This is a genomic window from Sphaerisporangium sp. B11E5, assembly GCF_039871875.1.
Taxonomy (GTDB): Bacteria; Actinomycetota; Actinomycetes; order Streptosporangiales; family Streptosporangiaceae; genus Sphaerisporangium.
The window spans coordinates 40,348-61,453 of record NZ_JBDPMD010000019.1; the positions used below are offsets into that span (position 1 = coordinate 40,348).

Annotated in this window: 20 protein-coding genes; 13 read left to right on the forward strand and 7 right to left on the reverse strand. The window is 72.4% G+C overall.

Going from position 1 to position 21,106, the window contains the following annotated elements:
* Positions 1 to 31: 31 nt before the first annotated feature.
* Positions 32 to 811, forward strand: a complete 780-nt coding sequence (locus tag ABGB17_RS18675; protein ID WP_347631141.1) for an aminotransferase class IV family protein — start codon at positions 32 to 34, stop codon at positions 809 to 811.
* A 22-nt stretch (positions 812 to 833) separates the two neighbouring features.
* Positions 834 to 1,787 carry an SUMF1/EgtB/PvdO family nonheme iron enzyme gene (locus tag ABGB17_RS18680; RefSeq protein WP_347631143.1) on the forward strand — a complete coding sequence of 318 codons (954 nt, stop codon included), beginning with the start codon at positions 834 to 836 and terminating at the stop codon, positions 1,785 to 1,787.
* A 9-nt stretch (positions 1,788 to 1,796) separates the two neighbouring features.
* On the opposite strand, the gene ABGB17_RS18685 is transcribed toward ABGB17_RS18680, so the two are convergent.
* Positions 1,797 to 2,246 (reverse strand): lamin tail domain-containing protein, encoded by a 450-nt coding sequence (locus ABGB17_RS18685; RefSeq protein ID WP_347631145.1) that lies wholly within the window; start codon positions 2,244 to 2,246, stop codon positions 1,797 to 1,799.
* Positions 2,247 to 2,456: 210 nt separating this feature from the next.
* Here ABGB17_RS18685 and ABGB17_RS18690 point away from each other — a divergent pair, with 210 nt between their 5' ends.
* Both ABGB17_RS18690 and ABGB17_RS18695 read left to right on the forward strand, forming a co-directional pair.
* Positions 2,457 to 2,651 (forward strand): hypothetical protein, encoded by a 195-nt coding sequence (locus tag ABGB17_RS18690; protein WP_347631147.1) that lies wholly within the window; start codon positions 2,457 to 2,459, stop codon positions 2,649 to 2,651.
* Positions 2,652 to 2,786: 135 nt separating this feature from the next.
* A complete protein-coding gene (locus ABGB17_RS18695; protein WP_347631149.1) occupies positions 2,787 to 3,668 on the forward strand; it encodes a pirin family protein in 882 nt (293 codons plus the stop codon).
* Between the two features lie 63 nt (positions 3,669 to 3,731).
* On the opposite strand, the gene ABGB17_RS18700 is transcribed toward ABGB17_RS18695, so the two are convergent.
* Together ABGB17_RS18700 and ABGB17_RS18705 are read right to left on the reverse strand one after the other, a co-directional pair.
* A complete protein-coding gene (locus tag ABGB17_RS18700; protein ID WP_347631151.1) occupies positions 3,732 to 4,382 on the reverse strand; it encodes a DsbA family oxidoreductase in 651 nt (216 codons plus the stop codon).
* A 14-nt stretch (positions 4,383 to 4,396) separates the two neighbouring features.
* Positions 4,397 to 4,519 carry a hypothetical protein gene (locus ABGB17_RS18705; RefSeq protein ID WP_347631153.1) on the reverse strand — a complete coding sequence of 41 codons (123 nt, stop codon included), beginning with the start codon at positions 4,517 to 4,519 and terminating at the stop codon, positions 4,397 to 4,399.
* A 76-nt stretch (positions 4,520 to 4,595) separates the two neighbouring features.
* Here ABGB17_RS18705 and ABGB17_RS18710 point away from each other — a divergent pair, with 76 nt between their 5' ends.
* From ABGB17_RS18710 to ABGB17_RS18725, 4 genes are all read left to right on the forward strand, one after another.
* Entirely contained in the window at positions 4,596 to 4,979 is a 384-nt protein-coding gene (locus tag ABGB17_RS18710) for a helix-turn-helix domain-containing protein (protein WP_347631155.1), read from the forward strand.
* 103 nt (positions 4,980 to 5,082) lie between these two features.
* Positions 5,083 to 5,952, forward strand: coding sequence for a hypothetical protein (locus ABGB17_RS18715; protein WP_347631157.1), 870 nt, complete (start codon positions 5,083 to 5,085; stop codon positions 5,950 to 5,952).
* A 52-nt stretch (positions 5,953 to 6,004) separates the two neighbouring features.
* Positions 6,005 to 6,994, forward strand: coding sequence for a S66 peptidase family protein (locus ABGB17_RS18720; protein ID WP_347631159.1), 990 nt, complete (start codon positions 6,005 to 6,007; stop codon positions 6,992 to 6,994).
* Between the two features lie 230 nt (positions 6,995 to 7,224).
* Positions 7,225 to 8,646: an RICIN domain-containing protein gene (locus ABGB17_RS18725; protein WP_347631161.1), complete on the forward strand. Its 1,422-nt coding sequence runs from the start codon at positions 7,225 to 7,227 to the stop codon at positions 8,644 to 8,646.
* 6 nt (positions 8,647 to 8,652) lie between these two features.
* On the opposite strand, the gene ABGB17_RS18730 is transcribed toward ABGB17_RS18725, so the two are convergent.
* Positions 8,653 to 9,111, reverse strand: coding sequence for a GNAT family N-acetyltransferase (locus tag ABGB17_RS18730; RefSeq protein ID WP_347631163.1), 459 nt, complete (start codon positions 9,109 to 9,111; stop codon positions 8,653 to 8,655).
* A gap of 100 nt (positions 9,112 to 9,211) precedes the next feature.
* Between ABGB17_RS18730 and ABGB17_RS18735 the strand changes: the two genes are divergently transcribed.
* Positions 9,212 to 11,164 carry a hypothetical protein gene (locus tag ABGB17_RS18735; protein WP_347631165.1) on the forward strand — a complete coding sequence of 651 codons (1,953 nt, stop codon included), beginning with the start codon at positions 9,212 to 9,214 and terminating at the stop codon, positions 11,162 to 11,164.
* A gap of 208 nt (positions 11,165 to 11,372) precedes the next feature.
* Positions 11,373 to 11,729, forward strand: coding sequence for a hypothetical protein (locus tag ABGB17_RS18740; RefSeq protein WP_347631167.1), 357 nt, complete (start codon positions 11,373 to 11,375; stop codon positions 11,727 to 11,729).
* A gap of 223 nt (positions 11,730 to 11,952) precedes the next feature.
* Here ABGB17_RS18740 and ABGB17_RS18745 read toward each other — a convergent pair whose 3' ends face one another.
* On the reverse strand, positions 11,953 to 12,720 hold the full coding sequence (locus ABGB17_RS18745; protein WP_347631169.1) for a DUF899 family protein: 768 nt from the start codon (positions 12,718 to 12,720) through the stop codon (positions 11,953 to 11,955).
* 107 nt (positions 12,721 to 12,827) lie between these two features.
* Between ABGB17_RS18745 and ABGB17_RS18750 the strand changes: the two genes are divergently transcribed.
* Positions 12,828 to 13,769, forward strand: coding sequence for an RNA polymerase subunit sigma-70 (locus ABGB17_RS18750; protein WP_347631171.1), 942 nt, complete (start codon positions 12,828 to 12,830; stop codon positions 13,767 to 13,769).
* 740 nt (positions 13,770 to 14,509) lie between these two features.
* Here ABGB17_RS18750 and ABGB17_RS18755 read toward each other — a convergent pair.
* On the reverse strand, positions 14,510 to 15,622 hold the full coding sequence (locus ABGB17_RS18755; RefSeq protein ID WP_347631173.1) for a GNAT family N-acetyltransferase: 1,113 nt from the start codon (positions 15,620 to 15,622) through the stop codon (positions 14,510 to 14,512).
* Between the two features lie 416 nt (positions 15,623 to 16,038).
* Here ABGB17_RS18755 and ABGB17_RS18760 point away from each other — a divergent pair, with 416 nt between their 5' ends.
* Together ABGB17_RS18760 and ABGB17_RS18765 are read left to right on the forward strand one after the other, a co-directional pair.
* Positions 16,039 to 19,272 carry a BTAD domain-containing putative transcriptional regulator gene (locus tag ABGB17_RS18760; RefSeq protein WP_347631175.1) on the forward strand — a complete coding sequence of 1,078 codons (3,234 nt, stop codon included), beginning with the start codon at positions 16,039 to 16,041 and terminating at the stop codon, positions 19,270 to 19,272.
* Between the two features lie 55 nt (positions 19,273 to 19,327).
* A complete protein-coding gene (locus ABGB17_RS18765; RefSeq protein ID WP_347631177.1) occupies positions 19,328 to 20,479 on the forward strand; it encodes an FAD-dependent monooxygenase in 1,152 nt (383 codons plus the stop codon).
* A gap of 69 nt (positions 20,480 to 20,548) precedes the next feature.
* Here ABGB17_RS18765 and ABGB17_RS18770 read toward each other — a convergent pair whose 3' ends face one another.
* The gene (locus tag ABGB17_RS18770) at positions 20,549 to 20,881 is read right to left on the reverse strand and encodes an RICIN domain-containing protein (protein WP_347631179.1); all 333 of its coding nucleotides are present in this window, start codon (positions 20,879 to 20,881) and stop codon (positions 20,549 to 20,551) included.
* Positions 20,882 to 21,106 lie beyond the last annotated feature (225 nt).

A 21,106-nucleotide genomic window follows, 5' to 3' on the forward strand; every position in this document is an offset into this window, starting at 1 on the left:
CCTGGTGGGGGCGTGTGCGAGACTTATCGGTATGGCGGAACTCAACGGCACGCCCGTTGCGCCTGAGGCTCTGCAGGCGCTCGGGCTGCTCAACTACGGTCACTTCACCTCTATTAGAGTCGACGACCAATCAGTGCGAGGACTGTCTCATCATTTAGACAGGCTTGTCCATGACTGTCGGATATTGTTCGGGGCCGAGTTGGACAGAGAACAGGTCCGGCATTTCATACGAAACGCTATCGCGGGGAAAGAAGGGTCGTTCGTCGTCCGGGTGACGTTGTTCGACCCCGCCATGGAGCTCGGCCAGCCGGGCGCGTCCTGCACCCCCAGTGTGCTGGTCACCACCCGGCCGGCCGGGCGGCTGCCCGCCACCCCCATGCGGGTGCGGACGGCGAGTTACAGCCGTGACCTGCCCGAGGTCAAGCACATCGGGTTGTTCGGTGCGGTGCTCGATCGCAGGAACGCGCAGCTCAACGGTTTCGACGACGCGCTGTTCGTGGACGACGCGTCGTTCGTCTCCGAGGGGACCACCTGGAATGTCGGGTTCTTCGACGGAGAGCGGGTGGTGTGGCCGAGCGCGCCGGTATTGGCCGGGGTCACCATGAGGCTGCTGAAGCAGGTCCACGAGCGGACCGTCACGATACCGGTGAATATGAAGGACGTGCCGCAAATGCAGGCCGCTTTCGCCACCAATACCTCCATCGGGGTGCGGCCCATCACGGCCATCAACGACCTGGCGCTTCCCGATGATCACCCGATCTTCCAGACTCTGCAGAAGGAATACGAGGAGATTCCCGCCGAACGACTCTAGTACCCCGAGGAAAAACCGACCGATGCCTCCCACCATCCAGATCTGGTCCGGCCGTGAGGTACGCGCGTTGCGCGAAGCCAAGCGGATGAGCATCAGGGCGTTCGCGGCCCACCTCGGGGTGAGCGAACGCATGGTCTCGAAGTGGGAGGCCGCCGGCACGGGAATCCATCCCCGGCCGGTGAACCAGGCGGCGCTCGACTCCTCCCTCGCCACGTCCACCTCCGACGAGCACGCCCGCTTCGCCGGGCTCGTCGCGCCGGACGCCCCCGTGCGCGCCGAGCCCGCCGAGGGCCCTCTCCCGGTGGCCGGCGGCCACCTCCAGGTGCGCCACCCCATCGACGGCAAGCTGATGACGCTCGTCGACGACGGCGTCTTCCTGTGCGGCCCCCGCGACGAGCCCGTGTACCTCCCGGCCTTCTACATCGACATCTTCCCGACCACCAACGCCGACTACGCCAGGTTCGTCGCCGCCACCGGCCACCGCCGCCCCGCCCACTGGCACCCGGGCTCCGGTCCCCCGCGCGACCTCTCCGACCACCCGGTCGTCTACGTCACCTGGCACGACGCCGCCGCCTACGCCGAGTGGGCCGCCAAGGCCCTCCCGACCGACCGCCAGTGGGAGAAGGCCGCCCGCGGCCCCCGCGGCGACGTCTACCCCTGGGGCAACCAGCTCACCCCCGCCAAGTGCAACGTCCGGGAGAGCGGCCCCGGCACCACGACCCCGGTGGAGCGCTACCACAGCGGCGTCAGCCCCTTCGGCGTCTACGACATGTGCGGCAACACCTGGGAATGGCTCGCCACCCCCTCCCAGCCCACCCGCCACGAGCTCAAGGGCAGCGCGTTCACCAGCCCCTTCACCCGCGCCACCCCCTCCACCTTCAACGACGCCTCCGCCACCATGCTCGACGACGACACCGGCTTCCGCTGCGTGACCCCGGCGGAAACCATGCGCGCCCTGCTGAAGATGACCGGCTGACGCGCCCCGTCAGCAGTTGACGTAGTCGTACCGCGTGCTGTCGTAAGCACAGGAGTCGACAAGCCTCCCGTCCGCCCGCCGCAGGAAGGCCGTGTCCGTGTCGTTGTTCCACACGTACGCCCGCCGTCCCCAGTAGACGGTGGAAGTGCCGCTGTCCCCCTGCCCTGTGCGAATGGTGATTGTCTTCCCTGGTTTGATGACCAGCGCGCCGAACAGGTACTTGTACCCGGTCTTGTCGCGCAGCGTCCACCCCTCCAGGTCGATCACCTTGCGCGTCGTGTTCTTGATCCGCACGTACTCCGCGTTGAGGCTCGCGTTGCCGCGCCGATCGACGCCCGGCGAGTCATACCAGACCCGCGTGATCTGCACGGACGGCACAGCCGCCGCCTGCGCCGGCGAAGGGACGACGAGCACGCCACCGGCCAGGACGACGGCGGCCCCCAAAGTGCGAATGCGCACAGAAATCTCCTTATGCGGGAAATGGAACGTCATAAGGGACGGAGGGGGGAGTCGGCTGGTTGTCACGTTCCGAACCTGGCACTCCAGGAACACTCCACCGGTCTCGACGGGGCCATAACCGATGGTTATGACCACAGGTCTTGGACGGGCCCCGGCGCGTATGGGGATGCTCGCTGGGTGGGGCGGATCTATGAAGGGAGGGAGCAGATCATGGAGCGGTTCCTGATCCCCGAGGTGATCGAGGCGGGAGGGCGGTACACCTTGCTGGCGGTCACGCCGGGGGCGGACGGCAGGGTGGTCGCCGAGTACGACTACGACACGGGGCGCGGTGGGCGGGAACACTTCACCTATGACTGTTCGGTCGAGGGAGGGCGGTTCGCTGACTGCGTCGGGCGGTACGTCTGACGGGACACCGGAGGTGACCGGCGCTTTCCGCCGGCACCGGGTGAAGGCGTGCGGAATAGCCGGTGGCCCGGGGAGGTTTGTGCGTGACGCTGGGCCGGTGGGCGGGCCGGGGCGTCTCAGGTGAAGGAAAAGCGCGTGGCCACTCAGGTGCCGGGTGTCAGCCGTACCGTCGATCGTGTCGAGGCCAAGGTCGTGCTCGGGCCCGATGCGCAGGTGGACGACAAGGCGATCATCATCGCGCCGAACGATCCGGCGCGCACGGATCCGTTCCTGGTGCTCGCGGAGGACTGGTTCTCCTCGCCGGGGTTCGAGTGGCACCCGCACCGGGGCATGGAGACGGTGACCACCGTGCTGGACGGGGTGCTGGAGCACGGGGACAACGGCGGGAACGTCGGCGCGCTCGAGCGTGGGGACGTGCAGTGGATGACGGCGGGGCGCGGCGTCATCCACCGGGAGCTGGCGTTCCGCAACGAGCACGCGCACACGTTGCAACTGTGGCTGAACCTGCCGGCGCGGTCGAAGATGGTGGACACCCGGTACCAGGACCTGCTGGCCGGGGTGCGGCCGGTGGTGACCCTGCCGGGCGTCACGGTGGACGTGATCTCGGGGGCGGTCGCGGGGGTGGCCGGGCCGGCGCTCAACCACTGGCCGGTCACCGCGGTCATGGTCACGCTGGAACCGGGCACGTCGCTGGGGCACATGATCCCGGGCACGCACCGGGCGTTCGCGTACGTGGTCGAAGGCGAGGCGGGCGTCGCGGGGCGGCGCGTGCTCGCCGGGGAGATCGCGTGGTCCGACCCGGTGGGGGACGGGGACAGCGTGCTGCGGGTGGAGGCGCGGGAACGCGAGCGCACGACCCAGGTGATGATCTACAGCGGCCGGCCCATCAGGGAGCCGATCGCCATGGGCGGCCCGTTCGTGATGAACAGCAGAATCGAGATCACCAAGGCGTTCGAAGACTTCCACAGCGGGAAGTTCGGGGATGTGCCGCGCTTCGCTCGTCTCAAGTACCGGTAGCCCCGGGGACGACGGAACGGCGACGGCCCGCCACCGCCGCGGCGGTGGCGGGCCAGGGGCGGCTCAGCGGGCCGCGGTGGCCGCGTGCTCGTACGCCGTGCGCAGGGCCGCGGCGAACGTCGTGACGGGCTGCGCGCCGGAGACGCCGTAGGCGCGGTCCAGCACGAAGAACGGCACGCCGGTGGCGCCGTAGGCGTGGGCCTGCGCGATGTCGGCCCGGACGTCCCCCGCGTGGTCGTCGCCCGCCAGGACACGCCGGGCCTCCTCCTCCGGCACCCCGGTCTCGGCGGCCAGCCGCACCAGCGTGTCCTGGTCGTCCAGCACCTCACCCTCGACGAGGTTGCCGCGCATGAACCGCTCGTGCGTCTCGGCGCCGAGGCCGTACTTCTTGGCCAGGTGGGTCAGCCGGTGCGCGTCGAAGCTGTTGACCACGACGGCCCGGTCGAAGTCGTACGCCAGCCCCTCCTCCGCCGCCAGCGCCTTCACGTGGTCGGTCATGCCGCGCACCTGCGCCAGTGAGCGTCCGGTCTTCTTGGCGAGCGCCTCGTGCACCGGCTGCCGCTCGCCCTTCGGGTGCCCCGGGTCGAGCTGGAAGCTGCGCCACTCGACCTCCACCTCGGCGGCGTGCTCGAACCCGGCCAGCGCCCGCTCCAGCCGCCGCTTGCCGATGTAGCACCACGGGCACATGATGTCGGACCAGACCTCCACCCGCATGGGCCTCTCCCCGCTCACAGCCGGCAGCTCTCGCCCGAGCACGCGACCCCGTCCTCCGAACCGAGGGTCACGAGGACCACCTCGGCCGCGGCCTCCGGTTCCGGAGGCGCCGGCGCCTCCGGTGTGGATCCATCCATCACTACCCCTTTAGTTACTTCTTGTGAGTAACCCCATGATGCGTCACCATTGGGGGAGGGGGAAGGAGGCACTTGGATGTCCGTCACGAACACCGGTGTGCCCGGCGCCATCCGGATCGACGACGACTGCCCGGTGCGCGAGGTGCTCGACCGGGTCGGCGACAAGTGGAGCGTCCTGATCGTCGTGCTCCTCGGCCACCGCACCCACCGCTTCAGCGAGCTGCACCGCGCCATCGACGGCATCAGCCAGCGCATGCTCACCCTGACCCTGCGCGCCCTCGTCCGCGACGGCCTGGTGCGCCGCACCGCGCACGCCACCGTGCCGCCCCGCGTGGACTACGAGCTGACCGAACTCGGCCGCACCCTGCTCGTGCCCCTGGCCGCGCTCGACACCTGGGCCCGCACCCACCGTGACGACATACGGGCCGCCCGCGAGCATCACGATCGCGTCACCGGCTGACAAGTCATATCAAATCCGACTTACCCCGACAGTGAGTGCGTCTCGGGCGCTAGGCTCGTGCGCCGTGATTCCGCAAGTTTCGGTAGAACATACCTCTAATAATGTGCAGCCCGAAAACGAGGCTCCCCCCGAGAGGGAAACGGGGAGCGTCGTCGAGCTGCTGGAACGAATCGGGTCGGTCGTCCTGCCCATCGGTGTGGCGCTGTACGCCGTGCTGTACATCGGCGTCGAGGAGATCTACGGCGTCTTCGGCGTCAGCCCGCAGCAGGCGGGCATCGACCAGGCCGTGCTGTTCGGCCGCCTCTCGGGGTCGCTGGTGCTGCTCCTGCTGGTGGGCCTGCCCACGCTGGGCCTGATCGTCGGGCTGCTGTGGCTGCTCGACAAGATCACCCTAGGTTCCGTCGGCCGGGTCGTGGCCGCCGTGCGCCGCCACCCGTGGATCGCGGCCCTGGTGGCGGCGCTGTGGTGCGGTGCCACGTACTGGGGCTTCTTCAGCGTCTTCGCCGAGCTCGACCTCACGATCATGCTGATCATCGCGGTCAGCCTCGGCGTGCTGACGTTCCTCGTGCCGTTCCGCCTGCTGCGCCGCAAGCCGGTCGGCCGGGCCGGCATGAAGCTGCTGGTGGGCGGGCTCACCGGCCTCGGCCTCGGATTCCTGCTCATCATCCAGTTGCTCACCGCGGCCGTGGACGTGCACGGCACCGGGCAGTCCGGCCTGCTGCTGGACGCCGTGGGCTTCCAGAACCAGTGGGCCGTGCTGCAGAACCCCGAGGACGGCAAGTCGCTCTACGACGGGCGCCGCATGATGCTGCTCGGCGAGAGCGAGGGCACCTACGTCCTGTACGACTGCGACAAGCTGCAGACCTTCCGCCGCCCCATCGAGGCCACCCAGCTCGCCGGGATCGAGTCCGACCCCGAGCTGCCGGAGGACTTCTCCTGCGGCAGCCTCGCCGAGGAGGACACCACGGAGTAGGCGGCGAGAAAATGGACGTCGCCGTCCCGTCCGTGCCCGTTACGCTCGGACGATGGACGCGATCTTCCCCGCGAAACTGAAGGAAGGCGACATCGTCCGGGTGCTGGCCCCGGCCTGCTCCCGGGCGATGGTGAACGAGCACGACCACAGCGCGATCATCGAACGGCGGTTCGCCGAGCTGGGGCTCACGCTGACGTACGGCCGCCATGTCGACGAGCGGGACGCCTTCGACTCCTCCAGCGTGGCCTCGCGGGTCGCCGATCTGCACGACGCGTTCGCCGACCGGTCCGTGGCGGCGATCCTCACGGTCATCGGCGGCTACAACTCCAACGAACTGCTGCCGCACCTGGACTGGGACCTGATCCGCGCCAACCCCAAGATCTTCTGCGGTTACTCCGACATCACGGCCCTGCAGAACGCCATGTTCGCCCGCACCGGCCTGGTGACGTACTCGGGCCCGCACTGGTCGACGTTCGGCATGCGCGACCACTTCGCGCCGATCCTGCGCTGGTTCACCGCGGTCCTCACCGGCGACGAGCCGGTGGCCCTCACCCCCGCGGACACGTGGAACGAGGACCTGTGGTTCCTCGACCAGGACGACCGCCACCCGGTGCCCAACAAGGGCTGGTGGCCCCTGCGGCCGGGCACCGCCGAGGGGCGGATCGTCGGCGGCAACCTGTGCACCCTCAACCTGCTGCAGGGCACGCCGTACATGCCCTCCCTCGACGGGGCGCTGCTGATCCTGGAGGACGACTTCGAGTCGCACGCGGCGACCTTCGCCAGGGACCTGACCTCGCTGCTGCAACTGCCGGACGCGGCGGGGGTCCGGGGTCTCGCGATCGGCCGTTTCCAGAAGGCCAGCGGCATGACCCGCGACCTGCTGACGCGGATCGTCGCCACCCAGCCGGCGCTGGACGGCCTGCCGGTGCTCGCCAACGTCGACGTGGGCCACACCTACCCCCTCGCCACCTTCCCCATCGGCGGCGAGGCCGCGCTCACCGTGGACGGCGACCGGTCGAGCCTGGTGCTGCGGCGGCACTGACCGCCGCGAAAGGTTCAGGCGGCGGGCCCGCACGGCCCGCCGCGGCGGGCGGGCCGTCCCCGCAGGCAGGGCTCACTTCCCGCAGGCCGGTGCGGTGCGGCCGGCCCGAGCCCGGCGTGATCTTTCCTTGACGACCCGCAGGGGCCGATCTAGCGTCCGCCGCGAGCAGCGGAGCACGGGGCCGCGACGCCCCGGGACGCGGCGGTCACGGCGAAGGTGAAGGAGCGACGATGGCCCGGCGCATTCTCCTCGTACTCGGCGCGATCATCCTGGCGCTGGCCCTGACGCCCGCCGCCGGCGCCGCCCCGGTCACCGTCCCGGTGGGCGCGGTGTTCACCGACACGAGCGGCGCGGCCGTGCACGCCCACGGCGGCGGCGTGCTCAAGGTCGGCTCGTACTACTACTGGTTCGGTGAGAACCGCAACGCCGACTCCACGTTCCGCTACGTGTCGGTCTACCGCTCCACCGACCTGCGCACCTGGGAGTTCCGCCGCAACGTGCTCACCCAGAACAGCCACTCCGAGCTGCGTGTCGCCAACATCGAGCGGCCGAAGGTCGTCTACAACGCGAGCACCGGCCAGTACGTGATGTGGATGCACAAGGAGAACGGCCGCGACTACGGCGAAGCCCGTGCGGCGGTGGCGGTCTCCTCCACGGTGGACGGCGACTACACGTACCTGCGCAGCTTCCGGCCGCTGAACCACATGTCCCGCGACATCACACTGTTCCAGGACACGAACGGCACCGCGTACATGATCTCCGCGGCGAACGAGAACGCCGACCTGCACGTCTACCGCCTCACCTCCGACTACACCGGCATCGCCGCCCAGGTGCAGCGGCTGTGGCCCGGCTCCTGGCGCGAGGCGCCCGCGATGTTCAAGCGTGGCTCGGTCTACTTCCTGCTCACCTCCGGCGCGACCGGCTGGGCCCCCAACCAGCAGAAGTACTCGACCGCCTCCAGCGTCGAGGGCTCCTGGAGCGCGTTGCAGAACATCGGCGACGGCACGGCGTACGGCTCGCAGACCGCGTACGTGCTCCCCGTGCAGGGCAGCTCCGGCACCTCGTACCTGTACCTCGGCGACCGGTGGGCGGGGGCCTGGGGCGGCCCGGTGAACGACTCGCGGTACGTCTGGCTGCCGCTGCAGTTCCCGAGCGCCACCACGATGAGCATGTCCAACGCCGCCTCGCTCACCGTCGACACCGCCGCAGGCACGCTCACCGCGTCCGGCTCCGGCTTCGAGCGCCTGAACGTGCGCCACTCCGGCAAGTGCGTGGACGTCCGCGACGGCTCCACCGCCGACAACGGCGTCGTCATCCAGTACACCTGCAACGGCGGCACCAACCAGCAGTGGGCCGTACGCGACATCGGCGGCGGATACGCCCAGATCGTGGCCCGCCACTCCGGCAGATGCCTCGACGTCGCGAGCGCCAGCACGGCGGACGGCGCCAACGTCATCCAGTACGCCTGCGGCACCGGCACCAACCAGCAGTGGCGCGTGCAGGCCACCTCCGACGGCTACGTCACCCTGGCCGCCCGCCACTCCGGCAAGTGCCTGGACCTCCCGAGCGCCGGCACGGCCGACAACATCCAGTTCAAGCAGTACCCCTGCACCAACGGCCAGCACCAGCAGTTCCGCCGCACCGCCCTCTGACCGGATTCACTCCCCGCCGAGCACGAGCAGGAGGTGCTCCACGCCGTCGTGCACCACCGTGCCGCCGGGCTGGAAGCCGTGGCGGCGCAGAAGGCGGACCGAGGCGGTGTTGGTGGCCGCGGGGTCGGCGTACAGCGGGCGGGTCGTCTCCTCGGCGAGGAAGAGGCCGAGGGCCCGGGTGCCCACGCCCCTGCCCCAGTGCTCGCGGCCCAGCCAGTAGCCGACGTAGCGGTGGTCGCCCTCCCACCACGCGACGATGTGGCCGGCGACCCGGTCGTCCACCGTGACGGCGCGGACGAGGCCGGTGGGGTTGCCCAGGATGTTCGTGGTCCAGTGGGTCATGAAGCGGGAGCGCTCACGCGAGGGGAAGTTGGCGCGCCGGCTGGCCTCGGGGTCCTGTTCCTGCTCGTAGAAGGCCTCAAGGTCGGATTCCTGAACGGGACGTAGTGCTACATGGTGGGTCATGGGGGGAGTCTGGCCGATGAGGCCGACAAAAGGGCGGCGCGTGGGGGTGGGGTGCGCGAGGATGGCGGCTGTTCACCGGTCGTTCATCAGGGGGACGTGGATGCGGACGCGCGGCGGTGTGGCGTTGGCGGTGTGCCTGGTGGCGCTCGCCGGAGTGGCGCGGGGCGCGGCGCCGGCGCCGGTGTGGCCGATGGCGTCCCCCGTGTGCGACGAGACGCCGCGGACGGCGGTGCCCGCGGGGTTCGGCGGGCCGGTGGTGCTGGGGGAGGACGGGCACACGAACGTCACGGCGGTGGCGTTCGGGCGTTCGCACGGGCGGCCGGTCGCGGTCAGCGCGGGGGAGGAGGGGACGGTGCGGGTGTGGGGCCTGCCGGGGCTGACGCCGGTGGGGACGGCGGTGCAAGCCGGGGGGCCGGTGCGGCGGATCGCGTCGAGGCAGGCGGCGCCGGGGGTGCGGATGGCGGTGACGGGCGGGCCCCACGAGGAGGTGGCCCGCGGGCGGAACGCCGGGGTGTTCGAGGTGGCCGGCGGGCTGGAGGCGTGGGCCGAGCCGGAGAACGTGCGCGCCGCGCGGCTGTACGGGCGCACGGTGCGGGTGACCGCGGGGGACGAGCTGCGGGTGGTGGACCCGGTGTCGGGACGGGACGTCAGGCCGCCGATCCCGCTCGGGGAGGACAACGGCGTCAACGCGCTGGAGGTGGTCACGCTGGGCGGGCGGCCGACGGCGGTGGTCAACGACAACGGCGGTGACGAGAACGAGCCCGGCCCCGACCCGTTGCGCTTCTACGATCTGGTGAGCGGCAGGCCGGTGGACGGCATCGACGGAGACTTCGCCACCGTGCGGCAGGCACGGGTGGGCGGCCGCACGGTGCTGCTGACCGTGCACGGCGGCAGGAACGGCGAGGGCGGCGGTTCCATCTCCGTCTGGGACGCCGCGTCCCGGCGGCGGATCGCCCTGATGGCGGGCCACCCCCTGACACCCGGCGCGCTCGGCGGGACGGACCTCGGCTTCACCCGTGGCGCGGTCACGGACGTCTCCCTGGCCGTGGGGGAGCTGGCCGGCCGGCCGGTCGCGCTGAGCGGCGGGGGCGACAACGCGGTCCGGCTGTGGGACGTGGCCACCGGTGCCCAGCTCGCGGCGACCGTCCCGCCGGGGCACACCGACGAGATCTCCGGTGTCGGCATCGGGGAGCGGGCGGGCCGTGCCGTGGTCGTCTCCAGCGGCTGGGACGGCCGGGTGATCCTGTGGGACCCGTTCACCCGGCGCAGCGTCGGCGAGCCGATGACCGCGCCGGACGGCTCGATGTGGAAGCTCACCACCGGCCTGGTGACCGGCCGCCCGGCTGCGGCCACCACCGGCCGTTTCCTGTGGGTCTGGGGCCTGGAGACGGGGGCCGTCCCCCTGCGGATCTCCGGCCGCGTCGGCGACACCGAGGTCACGCGGCTCGGCGACCGCCTGGTGAGGATCGACGCGGCCGGAGGGCGGGCGAGCCTGCGGGACCTGGTCACCGGGGCACGGATCGGTACGGACGTGCCGGTCGGCGACCGGGTGCCGCCCTCGCTGACGACCCTGGCCGAGGTGGACGGCGTGCCCCTGCTGGTCGTCAACCTCAGGCGGCGCGCCCAGATCTGGGACGTACGCACGGGGCACCTGCTCGGCAGGGTCCGTGGTGTCAGCGCGAGCGAGGCCACCACCGCGGTGGGCCGCATGCGCTGCACCACCGCGGCGCTCACCGCCCGCGGCGGGACGGTGCACGTGTGGGACCTGCGCACCGGCAGACGGCTCGCCCCGCCGCTGCGCGGTCACACCGGCACCGTCATCGCGATCCGCTTCGGCAGGCTCGGGGACCTGCCCATCGCGCTGACCGCCGCCGTCGGCGGCGACATGCGGGTGTGGAACCTGCTCACCGGCACGCAGATCGGCGACCCCCTGCTCGTCGGGGACCGCCTCCCGCATCCCGCTCTCGCCCAGGTGGACGGGCGCACCTTCGTGGTGGAGGGTGGGCGCGACGAGCGCCTGCGCGTGTGGGACCTCGGCCCGCGGCCGTCCTGAGACGATCCCCGCCGGGAGCGTGGGCGGCAGGGCCTCCCTGACCGGACCGGTGGGCTTGCGGACCCGACCGTTGACCGCGCCGGCGGTGTGCCGGTGTGGACGGTGGTGCCGTCCGGGATGTGCACTGATGTCTAGACGTTTGAGGCGCGCCTGACCCGCGCCGGCGTGTGTTCAATGCTGCCTGCCGGACACGGGGTCGTGGTGCGTAGTGATCGAGCTGGGGGCGCGGGAGCGCAAGCAGGCTCCCCCGCCGAACGTGGTGTGGGAGTGCCTGACCGAGCCGAGACGGCCGGGTGCCCGGCCGTGGCTGGACCTGCGGGAAGGGGAGGTCGAGCCCCGGATCATCGAGGCGGTGCGGCCCACCCTGGTGGTGTGGTCGTCACTGTGGCCGTCCCGCCCGAGAGACGTGATCCGCTTCGACCTGCGCGAGGCCGGTGAGGGCTGCGCCCTGCGCTGGACCCTGCTGACCCCGGACGAGGCCCCCGTCGACGCACTGGTCGGCCACTACCGGTACCGCCTCAACTACCTGATCAACGCCAGGCTGCGGTACTCGTTCGGCCAGTAGCCCCGCCGCCCGGTGCGCGCCAGGACCCTGGCCCCCCCGGCCGTGCGCGTGGTCGCCCGCGGGGGCACGTCGTCGACCCCATCGCCGCCTCGTGCGGCGAATCGCGGATCGCGTGGACCCGTAACCAGGGTATTTATCCCCGAAGGAGATAAATACCGCTAATTCCTTCCATTTATCATTTATTGCCCCTAGTAGGGCAGCCGCACTTATCGGCCGCCAGCGGTCAAAGGTTCAGCGGGAGTGCGACCGTCTCGGCACCTACAGACGTACCGGGATTTCTGCAGCAGGATGCCTCGCCGGCCGGGTCTCGGGCGATACGGCCCCATTGGGCCGTCGGACGGCCGTCCACCCGCCACTGGTGCCCCTCGATGCGCGGCCAGCCGTCGGGTGAGTTCTCCCAGCCCTCCTGTCGGCCGTACACGGTGAGGTCCAGGGCGTGGTAGCTGGTCGCCAGCGCCTCCACGCCGCGGCCGGTGGTCCAGTACGTCTCGTAGACCTGGTCGCCGTCGCGCAGGTAGCAGGAGATGAACCCGAAGTCGCGCCCGTCCGCCAACGCCGGGTCAGCGTCGTACGCCGAGTACCACGGGAACGTGTACCCCATGAACTGCGCGAACGCCGCGCTCTCCGGGTAGGGACCCTGGCAGAACACGGCGTAGGTGACATCGCGGGCGTGCAGGTAGTCCTGCATCTGCATGTGGCAGGTGAAGAACGTGCAGCCCTCGCACTGATGCTCGGCCGGCGCACCGTCGTGCCACATGTGGAAGTACGCGACGAGCATGCGCCGGCCTTCGAACACGTCCACCAGCGGGGTCGGGCCGCCGGGGCCGATCACCTTGATCTGCGGCATGAGGGTCATCGGCAGACGCCGGCGTGCGGCGGCGATGGCGTCGCCCTCGTGTGTGTGCGCCTTCTCCCGTGCCAGCAGCTCGTCGCGCGCACGCAGCCACGCCGGCCGGTCGACGACCCGGGGGGTCGCGATGTTCTCCGTCATGGTTCGTCCTTCCTGAGTTGAGGCCCGTCACCGGGTACCGACGAGTGGGGCCGCCGATCGTCATCGGTCACCGATGAGGGATGCGGCCCGGACGCGTCAGTACAGTCATGACGACGACTCGGCTGGGAGACAAGCGCATGTCGGACTGGGTGCAGCGCGCGTTCGACGAGCATCGGCGCGACCTGCATCTGCATTGTTACCGCCTGGCGGGCAACGTGACCGACGCGGACGACCTGGTGCAGGAGACGTTCCTGCGCGCGTGGCGTGCCCGCGACCGCTTCGAGGGGCGGGCCTCCGCCCGCACCTGGCTGTACCGGATCGCTACGAACGTCTTCCTCGACAGCCGCAAGACGGCCGGCAACCGGGTCGTCCCGTTCGGTGATCCGCTGGAGTGGTCCACCGAGATCGGCCCGTACCCCGACGCGCTGCTCGCCGACGACCCGCAGGCCGACGCGCCCGCCCGGGAGACCGTCGAGCTGGCGCTGATCGCCGCGCTGATGTACCTGCCCGCCCGGCAGCGGGCCGCCTTCGTGCTGCGCGACATCTACGGTTGGACGCCACCCGAGATCGCTGACGCGCTCGACGCCCCGATCGCGGCCGTCAACAGCCTGCTCCAGCGGGCCCGCGACACGCTGCGCCGGCACACCCCCACCGACCCACGGGAGTGGCGGCGCCCCCACCTGACCAGCCAGGACAAGGACATACTTCGCCGGTACGCGCACGCGACCGACCCGGCGTCGATCCGTGCCCTGCTCGCCGACGACGTACGCATCACCATGCCGCCCGACCCGCCCGTCGTCGGCGTCGACGCGGTCGCCGAGTTCCTCGGCCGGCCCTTCGACTGGCGTACCGTTCCCAGTTCGGCCAACGGCCGGCCCGCGCTGGTCTGCTACCTGCGCCGGCCGGGCAGCCCACACTACGAAGGCCTGGTCGTCGACGTGCTCCGGATCGAGGACAGCAAGATCGTGGAGAACAACGCCTTTGTCGGCGGCCACCACGTAACCGCCTTCGGCCTTCCCCTCACGCTCGATCCAGCATCACCACGCTGAGTTCGGCGAGCCGGCCACACACCGACGCGCACCACTTGCACTGGACCTGGTGGAGACGACGCCACCAAGCCCGAGCACGATGGTTCCACCACCGCACCCGACTCGCCCGACAGGCCACAGCAAAATCACGCCGATAAGTGCGGCTGCCCTACTGGTTAATCACTGTCGCCGACAGGTGACGGCATCTCTCGAAATCTGCGCCGAAATATTGAGTGACGGGTAAAGCTCATCTCCGGGTCGCGCATCCCATTGTGGGACCGATGTGATGCCCCGGAAGGACATTTCATGGGCCTTTCCTCCATGCCGCCCGATCACCCGAAGGTAGTGCCATTCCGCCACGCTTCGAGTCTCGTCACCAGGCTACGATCCCGTACTCCGCGCACGTGGAACCGATTAACGGGCTGCGCCCGAGGGGGTTTCCCTTCTACATCGTCTGCGATGTGTCGCAGTCCATGTGGGCACGGCGACCGGACGGAAAACCGGCCCCCTTTGGACTATCTCGCCCCTGCGTCCGGAATATGTTGTTCGAGCTCGAGGCCGAAACGGGGGCCGGTGAACGGTACGCCGCTTCGGCGTCTCCCCACGCAGATGGCCACGGCGATGGTGGCCATCCACGAGGCCGGTGTGGTGCATCGGGACCTCAATGGACCTTGAGCATCCGTGAGCATCCGTGAGCGCCGGGGCGACGCGAGCCGGCACCCGGCTACGCCGGGCCGCGTCACACCCTCGGGCCGGTGGTCCTACCGTCGTGGCACCCAGTCGTAGACCACGTCGGGCTCGCCCGGCTCGTCCTCGTGCCCGGAGACGACGAAGCCGAGCCGTTCGTACAGCCGCCTGGCCCGGGTGTTCACCAGGAACGTGCGCAGGGTCAGGCCCTGCGGGCGGGACCGCTGTGCGTGGCGCAGCAGGTCGGCGCCGACGCCCTGGCCCTGCTGCTCGGGGGCGACGAACAGGTGTCCCACCTGGTCGATGGCGTAGGTCACGAACCCGGCCACCCGGCCGTGCCGCTCCGCCACCCACAGCTCGTGGGCGTACCCGCACCCGAGGAACCCGTCGATCCACTCCGGCGTCCCCACGTCCGGCTCGGCGGCCCGCAGGTACGGCATCCCGGCCGTGGCGGCGAGGAAGACCCGCCGCACCTCCACCGCGTCCCCCGTCCACCCCCGCCGCACCAGCGGAACCGCGTCGTGCGCCACCAGCTCCGCCAGGTACGCCAGCCGCCGCACGTCCGGGCCCGCGCCGTCCATGCCGTCCGGTCGTGTGCCGTCCGGTCGTGTGCCGTCTCGTGTGCCGTCCGGTCGTGCTCCCGGCTCGCGGACCTCCGGGACGGCCGTGTCCCGCCGCAGTCGTGCGGCGCAGCGGCGCAGGTCCGGCCACCGGGTGGCGTCCACGCGGCCGCCGGAACGCAGGTACGCGCGCACGAGTTCCGCCGCCAGGCCCGCGTCCCCGGTCTCCGGCGGCATCGTGGCGGCCCCCACCATGGGGGCCCACCGGGTCCGCACCGTCCGGTACACGGCCTCGCGCGCGTCCGGGCCGTGCCAGCGCGGGCCCGTCCGGTAGCGGCCCTCGTCGCCGCGCGGCCCGTGTCCCCGCCGTTTCTGCGCCCGGCGACGGCGGCCGAAGGACTCCATCTCGCCGAGCCACGCCGCCCGGCCCCGTTCCAGCAGCCCGAGGCCGCGCAGCAGCGCCCCCTCGTCCTCGCCGGGCGGGCCGGCGGACTCGACCAGGTACTCCCAGGTCGCCGTGTACCCGAGCGGCATGTACGCCCCGGCGGCCCGCCGCAGCGCCGCGTACCGCACGTCGTGCGGCAGCGTGCGGTCGCGGACCCGGCGCGCGTGCGACGCGAAGCTCAATCGAGACCCTCCCTGGCGTGACCCCCGCGACCTGGAGTGTCCCCGACCGGGTGCGAGGTGGGAAGGGCGGCGGGGAAGACCGGCGTCGCGGGACCCCGGCGGGCCGCGGACCGGCTCGCCGCAGCGGCGTGACCGGGACACGTGCACCGGCGCGATCGCCACGTCCCTGGAGACGTTCGCGATCACACTCGGCGGACGGCCGAACCGGGCGCCGGACGTCGACGTCCGCGGCGTCACGTTCACCTCGGACGACAACATCTTCTCCGCCACGATGTCCCACGAACGGGCACCGCCACCTCGTCGAAGGCGACTTCGCGGCCCGTGCCTTGCGCCGTGCGGCACCGGATGCCGGTGCCGCAGGCCGGCTCACCGGCCCTCGGCACCGGGGCCGGCCGTGATGGGTGAGAATCGTCGGCATGTGGTTCCGCGTACTCGGGCCGCTGGAGGTGCGGTCCGGTACGGGGGCGGTGGTCCCGGTGGAGGGGCATCGGCCGCGGGCCCTGCTGGTGATGCTGGCGCTGGAAGCGGGGCGGGTCGTCCCCGTGCCGCGGCTGATCGACGGGCAGTACGGTGACGATCCTCCCGCCGGCGCCGCCAACGCGCTGCAGGCCCACGTCTCCCGGCTGCGCCGCCGCCTGCCCGCGGGACTGATCGAGACGCACCCCGCCGGGTACCGCCTGGCGGCCGACCCCGGCGACGTGGACGCCCACCGGTTCGAACGCCTCGCCGCCGAGGGCCGCCGCCTGCTGTCCGAGGGCCGCCCCGCCGACGCGGCGGTGTCGCTGCGCGCGGCCCTCGCCCTGTGGCACGGCCCCGCCCTGCCCGACCTGCCCACCGCCCAGGCGCAGGCGGCACGCCTGGACGAACTGCGCCTGTCCGCCGCCGAGCACCTCGCCGAGGCCGAGCTGATCCTCCCCGGCGCCGACCCGGTACCGGAGCTGCGCCGCCTGGTGGCCGCCCACCCTCTGCGCGAGCGCCTCCACGGCCAGCTCATGCGGGCCCTGCATGCCCGGGGCCGCCCCGCCGAGGCGCTCGCGGTGTACGAACACGTCCGCCACCTGCTCGCCGACGAACTCGGCGCCGACCCCTCGCCCGAGCTGGCGGACATCCACCTGACGATCCTGCGCGGCGGCGCCCCGTCCCCCCGGCGGCCTGGGGCGCCGTCCGCCCAGGGGGACGTGGCGCCGTCCGCCCAGGGGGACGTGGCGCCGTCCGCCCAGGGGGACGTGGCGCCGTCCGCCCAGAGGGACGCGGCGTCTTCCACCCAGGGAGACGCGGCATCGTCCGTCCAAGGGGACGCGGTGCGCCGGCAAGGGATCGCGGCGCAGGTGAGCAGCTTCGTGGGGCGGGAGGAGGAGCTGGCCCGGCTGCGCGGCCTGCGGCACGCGCGGCTGGTCACGATCACCGGGCCGGGGGGCACCGGCAAGACCCGGCTGGCCGTCGAGGCCGCCGGCGGTGTCCCGGGAGACGTCTGTTTCGCCGACCTCGCCGGGGTGGAGCCCGGGGACGAGGTGGTGTGGGCGGTGCTCGGGGCCCTCGGCGCCAGGGAGGCCGGGTTCGCCCCGGGGGAGGCGGCCGCCCCGGTGGAGCGGCTGGTGGCGGCCCTGCGGGAGCGGGACCTCACGCTGGTGCTGGACAACTGCGAGCACGTGATCGGCCCGTCGGCGGCGCTGGTCCGGCGGCTGCTCGGCGAGTGCCCCCGGCTGCGTGTGCTGGCGACCAGCCGGGAGCCCCTCGGCATCACCGGTGAGACGCTGGTGCCGCTCGGCCCCCTGGCGGTGCCGCCCCCGGGCCGCCCGCCGGAGGAGGCGGTCGCGTACCCGGCGATACGCCTGTTCGCGGACCGCGCGGCGGCGGTGCGCCCCGGCTTCGACATCGCCGCCGACGTGGAGACGGTCGCGAACGTGTGCGCGGCCCTGGACGGGCTGCCGCTGGCCATCGAGCTGGCGGCGGCGCGGGTGCGGTCGTTCACCGTGGCCGAGATCGCCGGCCGGCTGGCCGAGCACGGCCGGTTCCGGCTGCTGTCCCGGGGGGACCGCACCGCGGCGGCCCGGCACCGCACGCTGCGGGCGGTCGTGGCGTGGAGCTGGGACCTGCTCACCGCCGAGGAGCGGGCGCTGGCCCGGCGGTTCGCGGTCTTCACCGCCGGCGCGTCGCTCGCGGCCGTCGAGGCGGTGTGCGACGTCGAGGACGCGGCCGGGGCGCTCGAAGGCCTGGTGGACAAGTCGCTGGCCGAGGCGTCCGGCGGCCGGTACCGGATGCTGGACACCATCCGGCTGTACTGCGCGGAGCGTCTCGCCGAGGCCGGCGAGGAGGAGGCGCTGCGGGCCAGGCACGCCCGCCACTTCCTCGCCCTGGCGCGGCGCGCCGACCCGCACCTGAGGCGGGCCGAGCAGGTGGAGTGGCTGGCCCGGCTGGCCGCCGACCACGGCAACCTGATGGCGGCGCTGCGCTGGGCCGCGCGCCACGACACAGAGACGGGCCTGCGGCTGGTGGCGGCGCTCGGGGCGTACTGGTGGCTGAGCGGGCGGCGCACCCAGGCCGGCGAGTCCGCCGCCGAGTTGCTGCGCGCCGTCGGGGAGCCGCCGCCCGGCCTGGTGGAGGAGTACGTGATGTGCGTCGTGCACGCCGTGCCCCGGGCCGCCGACGAGCACTGGGCACGTGCCGGGACGGCCCTCATGGAGCTCGGCCCGCCGCTGCGGCACTCCTTCACCCTGGCGCTGTGGGGCATGGCGGCCGGGCCGCCGGAGACGGTGGAGGCCGGGGTCACCGAGCGGTGGCTCGGCGACGACCCGTGGAACGCCGCGCTGATCCGGCTCAGCCTGGCGCTGCTGGCGATGTTCGACGGCCGTGCGGCCGAGGCCGAGGACGGGCTGCTGGACGTGCTCGCCGTGTTCCGGTCCCTCGGGGAGCGCTGGGGCACGGCGCAGGCGCTCGACGCGCTGGCGGTGCTCGCGGCACGCCGCGGCGTGTGGGACCGCGCCCGTGAGACGTGGGAGGAGGCGCTGCGCCTGCTGGAGGAGCTCGGCGCCCTGGAGGAGAGCGCCGACGTGCTGACGCACCGGGGGGAGGCGGCGGTCCGCGCCGGCGACCTCGCCCTCGCCGCCGACGACTTCCAGCGGGCCGCGGGCCTGGCCCGCCGCGCCGGGCGCCCCGACCCGCCCGCCCTGGCGCACCTCGGCCTCGGGGAGGTGGCCCGGTTGTCCGGCGACCTCGCGGCGGCGCGCGAGCACCTGTCGTCCGCGTCGCGTTCCACCGAGCCCGGCCTGTTCGGCGCGGACGGCACCCGCGCCCTGGCGTACGTCGCCCTGGCCCGCCTCGCCGAGGCCGAGGGCGACCTCGCCGCCTCCCGCCGCCACCTCGCGGCGGCACTGCGCGCCGTCCGCCGTTCACCGATCGTCACCGACCTCGCCGCCGTCGCCGAGGGCCACGCCGGGGCGGCCCTGGCGTCCGGCCGTCCCGGCCGGGCCGCGCTGCTGCTCGGCGCCGCCCTGTCCCTGCGGGACGGCCCCCTGGCCGGCGACCCCGACGTCACCCGCGTCACGGCCCGTACCCGCGATCTGCTCGGTCCCGCCGCGTTCACCGTCCTCGCGGCCCGGGGCGCCGCGCTCGGCCGCGACGCGGTGCCCGCCCTCCTCGGCGCGCCCTGACGCCGGAGCGGCCCCGTGTCAGCGGCCTGTCAGCGCCGGGCGGGACCGTCGAGGCATGGAAGAAATCTCTGTACTCGTCTCAGGGGCCGGTGTCGCCGGCCCGTCGGCGGCGTTGTGGCTGGCCAGGTACGGGTGCGCGGTGACCGTCGTGGAACGGGCGCCCGCCCCTCGCGAGGGCGGGCAGGCCCTCGACTTCAAGGGCCGGCACCAGATGACGGTGCTGGAACGGATGGGTGTGCTTGACGAGGTGCGGCGGCGCCAGACCGGCGGCACCGACCAGGTCGTGGTGGACGGGGACGGCCGGCGGCTGGCGGTCATCCCGGGGGAGTTCACCGGAGGTGAGGTCGAGATCCTGCGGGGCGATCTGGCCGGCCTGCTGCACGAGCGGACCAGGGACCGGTGCGAGTACGTCTTCGGCGACTCGGTCACCTCCCTGACCGAGGTGCCTGACGGGGTGCTGGTGACCTTCGAGCGAGGGGAGCCGCGGACGTACGACCTGGTGGTGGGCGCGGACGGCATCCACTCCACGGTGCGGCGGCTGGCGTTCGGCCCCGAGGAGGAGTGCGTGCGTTTCCTCGGGTACCACTACGCCCTCGCCGACCTCGGGGGTGAGGGCGGGGGCGCGATGTACAACGAGCCCGGACGCATGATCGCGGCCGGTGGCGCGGGCCCCGCCCTCTTCGTGTTCGCCTCCGAGGACCCTGAGCTCGCCCGCCGCGACGCCGCCACGCAGAAACGCGCGCTCCTGGACGTCTACGCGGGCATGGGCTGGCGCACCCGCGAGCTGATCGCCCGCCTCCCCGACGCGCCAGGCTTCTACCTGGACTCGATCAGCCGCGTGGAGATCCCGCGCTACACCAAGGGCCGCGTGGCACTTCTCGGCGACGCCGCCCACGGCAACACCCTGGGCGGCTTCGGCAACGGCCTGGCCGTGGTGGGCGCGTACGTCCTGGCCGGCGAGCTGGCCGCGGCGGGCGGCGACCACCGGGTGGCGTTCCCCGCCTACGACCGCACGATGCACGGCTACGCCAAGATCGCGAGGAGCGGCAACGCGGGCCCGTTCCTCGCCCCGCCGACCCGGTGGCGCATCCGCATGCGCAACGCCATGTTCAACCGCCGCCTGATGCTCCGCCTGATGCTGACGCTCACCGACCGTTTCGCGACAGACATCGTCCTGAAGGACTACCCGCTGCCCCGGCACGCCTAGCGTCCTTGTTCGGGGCACGGCACAGCACGGCCGGGTACGGCCCGGCCGCCGTGGCCGGGCCGCCCTGGGTCAGGCCCGGACGAACTGCCATTGCTGGTTGGTGCCGCCGTTGGCTGACCATTGCACGACTTGGGCCCCGTCGGCGGTCGACGCGCCGTACACGTCGGCCAGCAGCCCGCTGCTGTAGCTGGTGATCGTGTAGTAGCCGTCGCCGGTGGGCCGCAGGTACCACAGCTGGTTGTTGCCGTTGTTGGCGGTCCACTGCTGCAGTTGCAGGCCTTCGACCGTGCTACTGGCGTTGACGTCGAGGACCTTGCCGCTGGGGACGTAGCGCAGGGTGTACGCGCCGCCCTGGCCGGAGGTGACGGTCCAGCCGACCGGCCCGCCGGGGTGAAGCTCCACGTCCCGGCAAGATCGACCGAGGCGACCGCGGCGTTGCCCGCCGTGAAACCGTCGATGTCCCGAGTGGCGGCGGCAACCGTTGCGGTGGCCTCCGGAGGCGCGGACCGCTGTGCCGCCACAGCCGGCTGAGCCCCGATCGTCGCGACCAGTAAGGCCGCCACCACAGCCGGCCATCTGCTCACCGACCGTCGAGGGCGATGAGGAAGATCGCTGCGAGCCATGCGT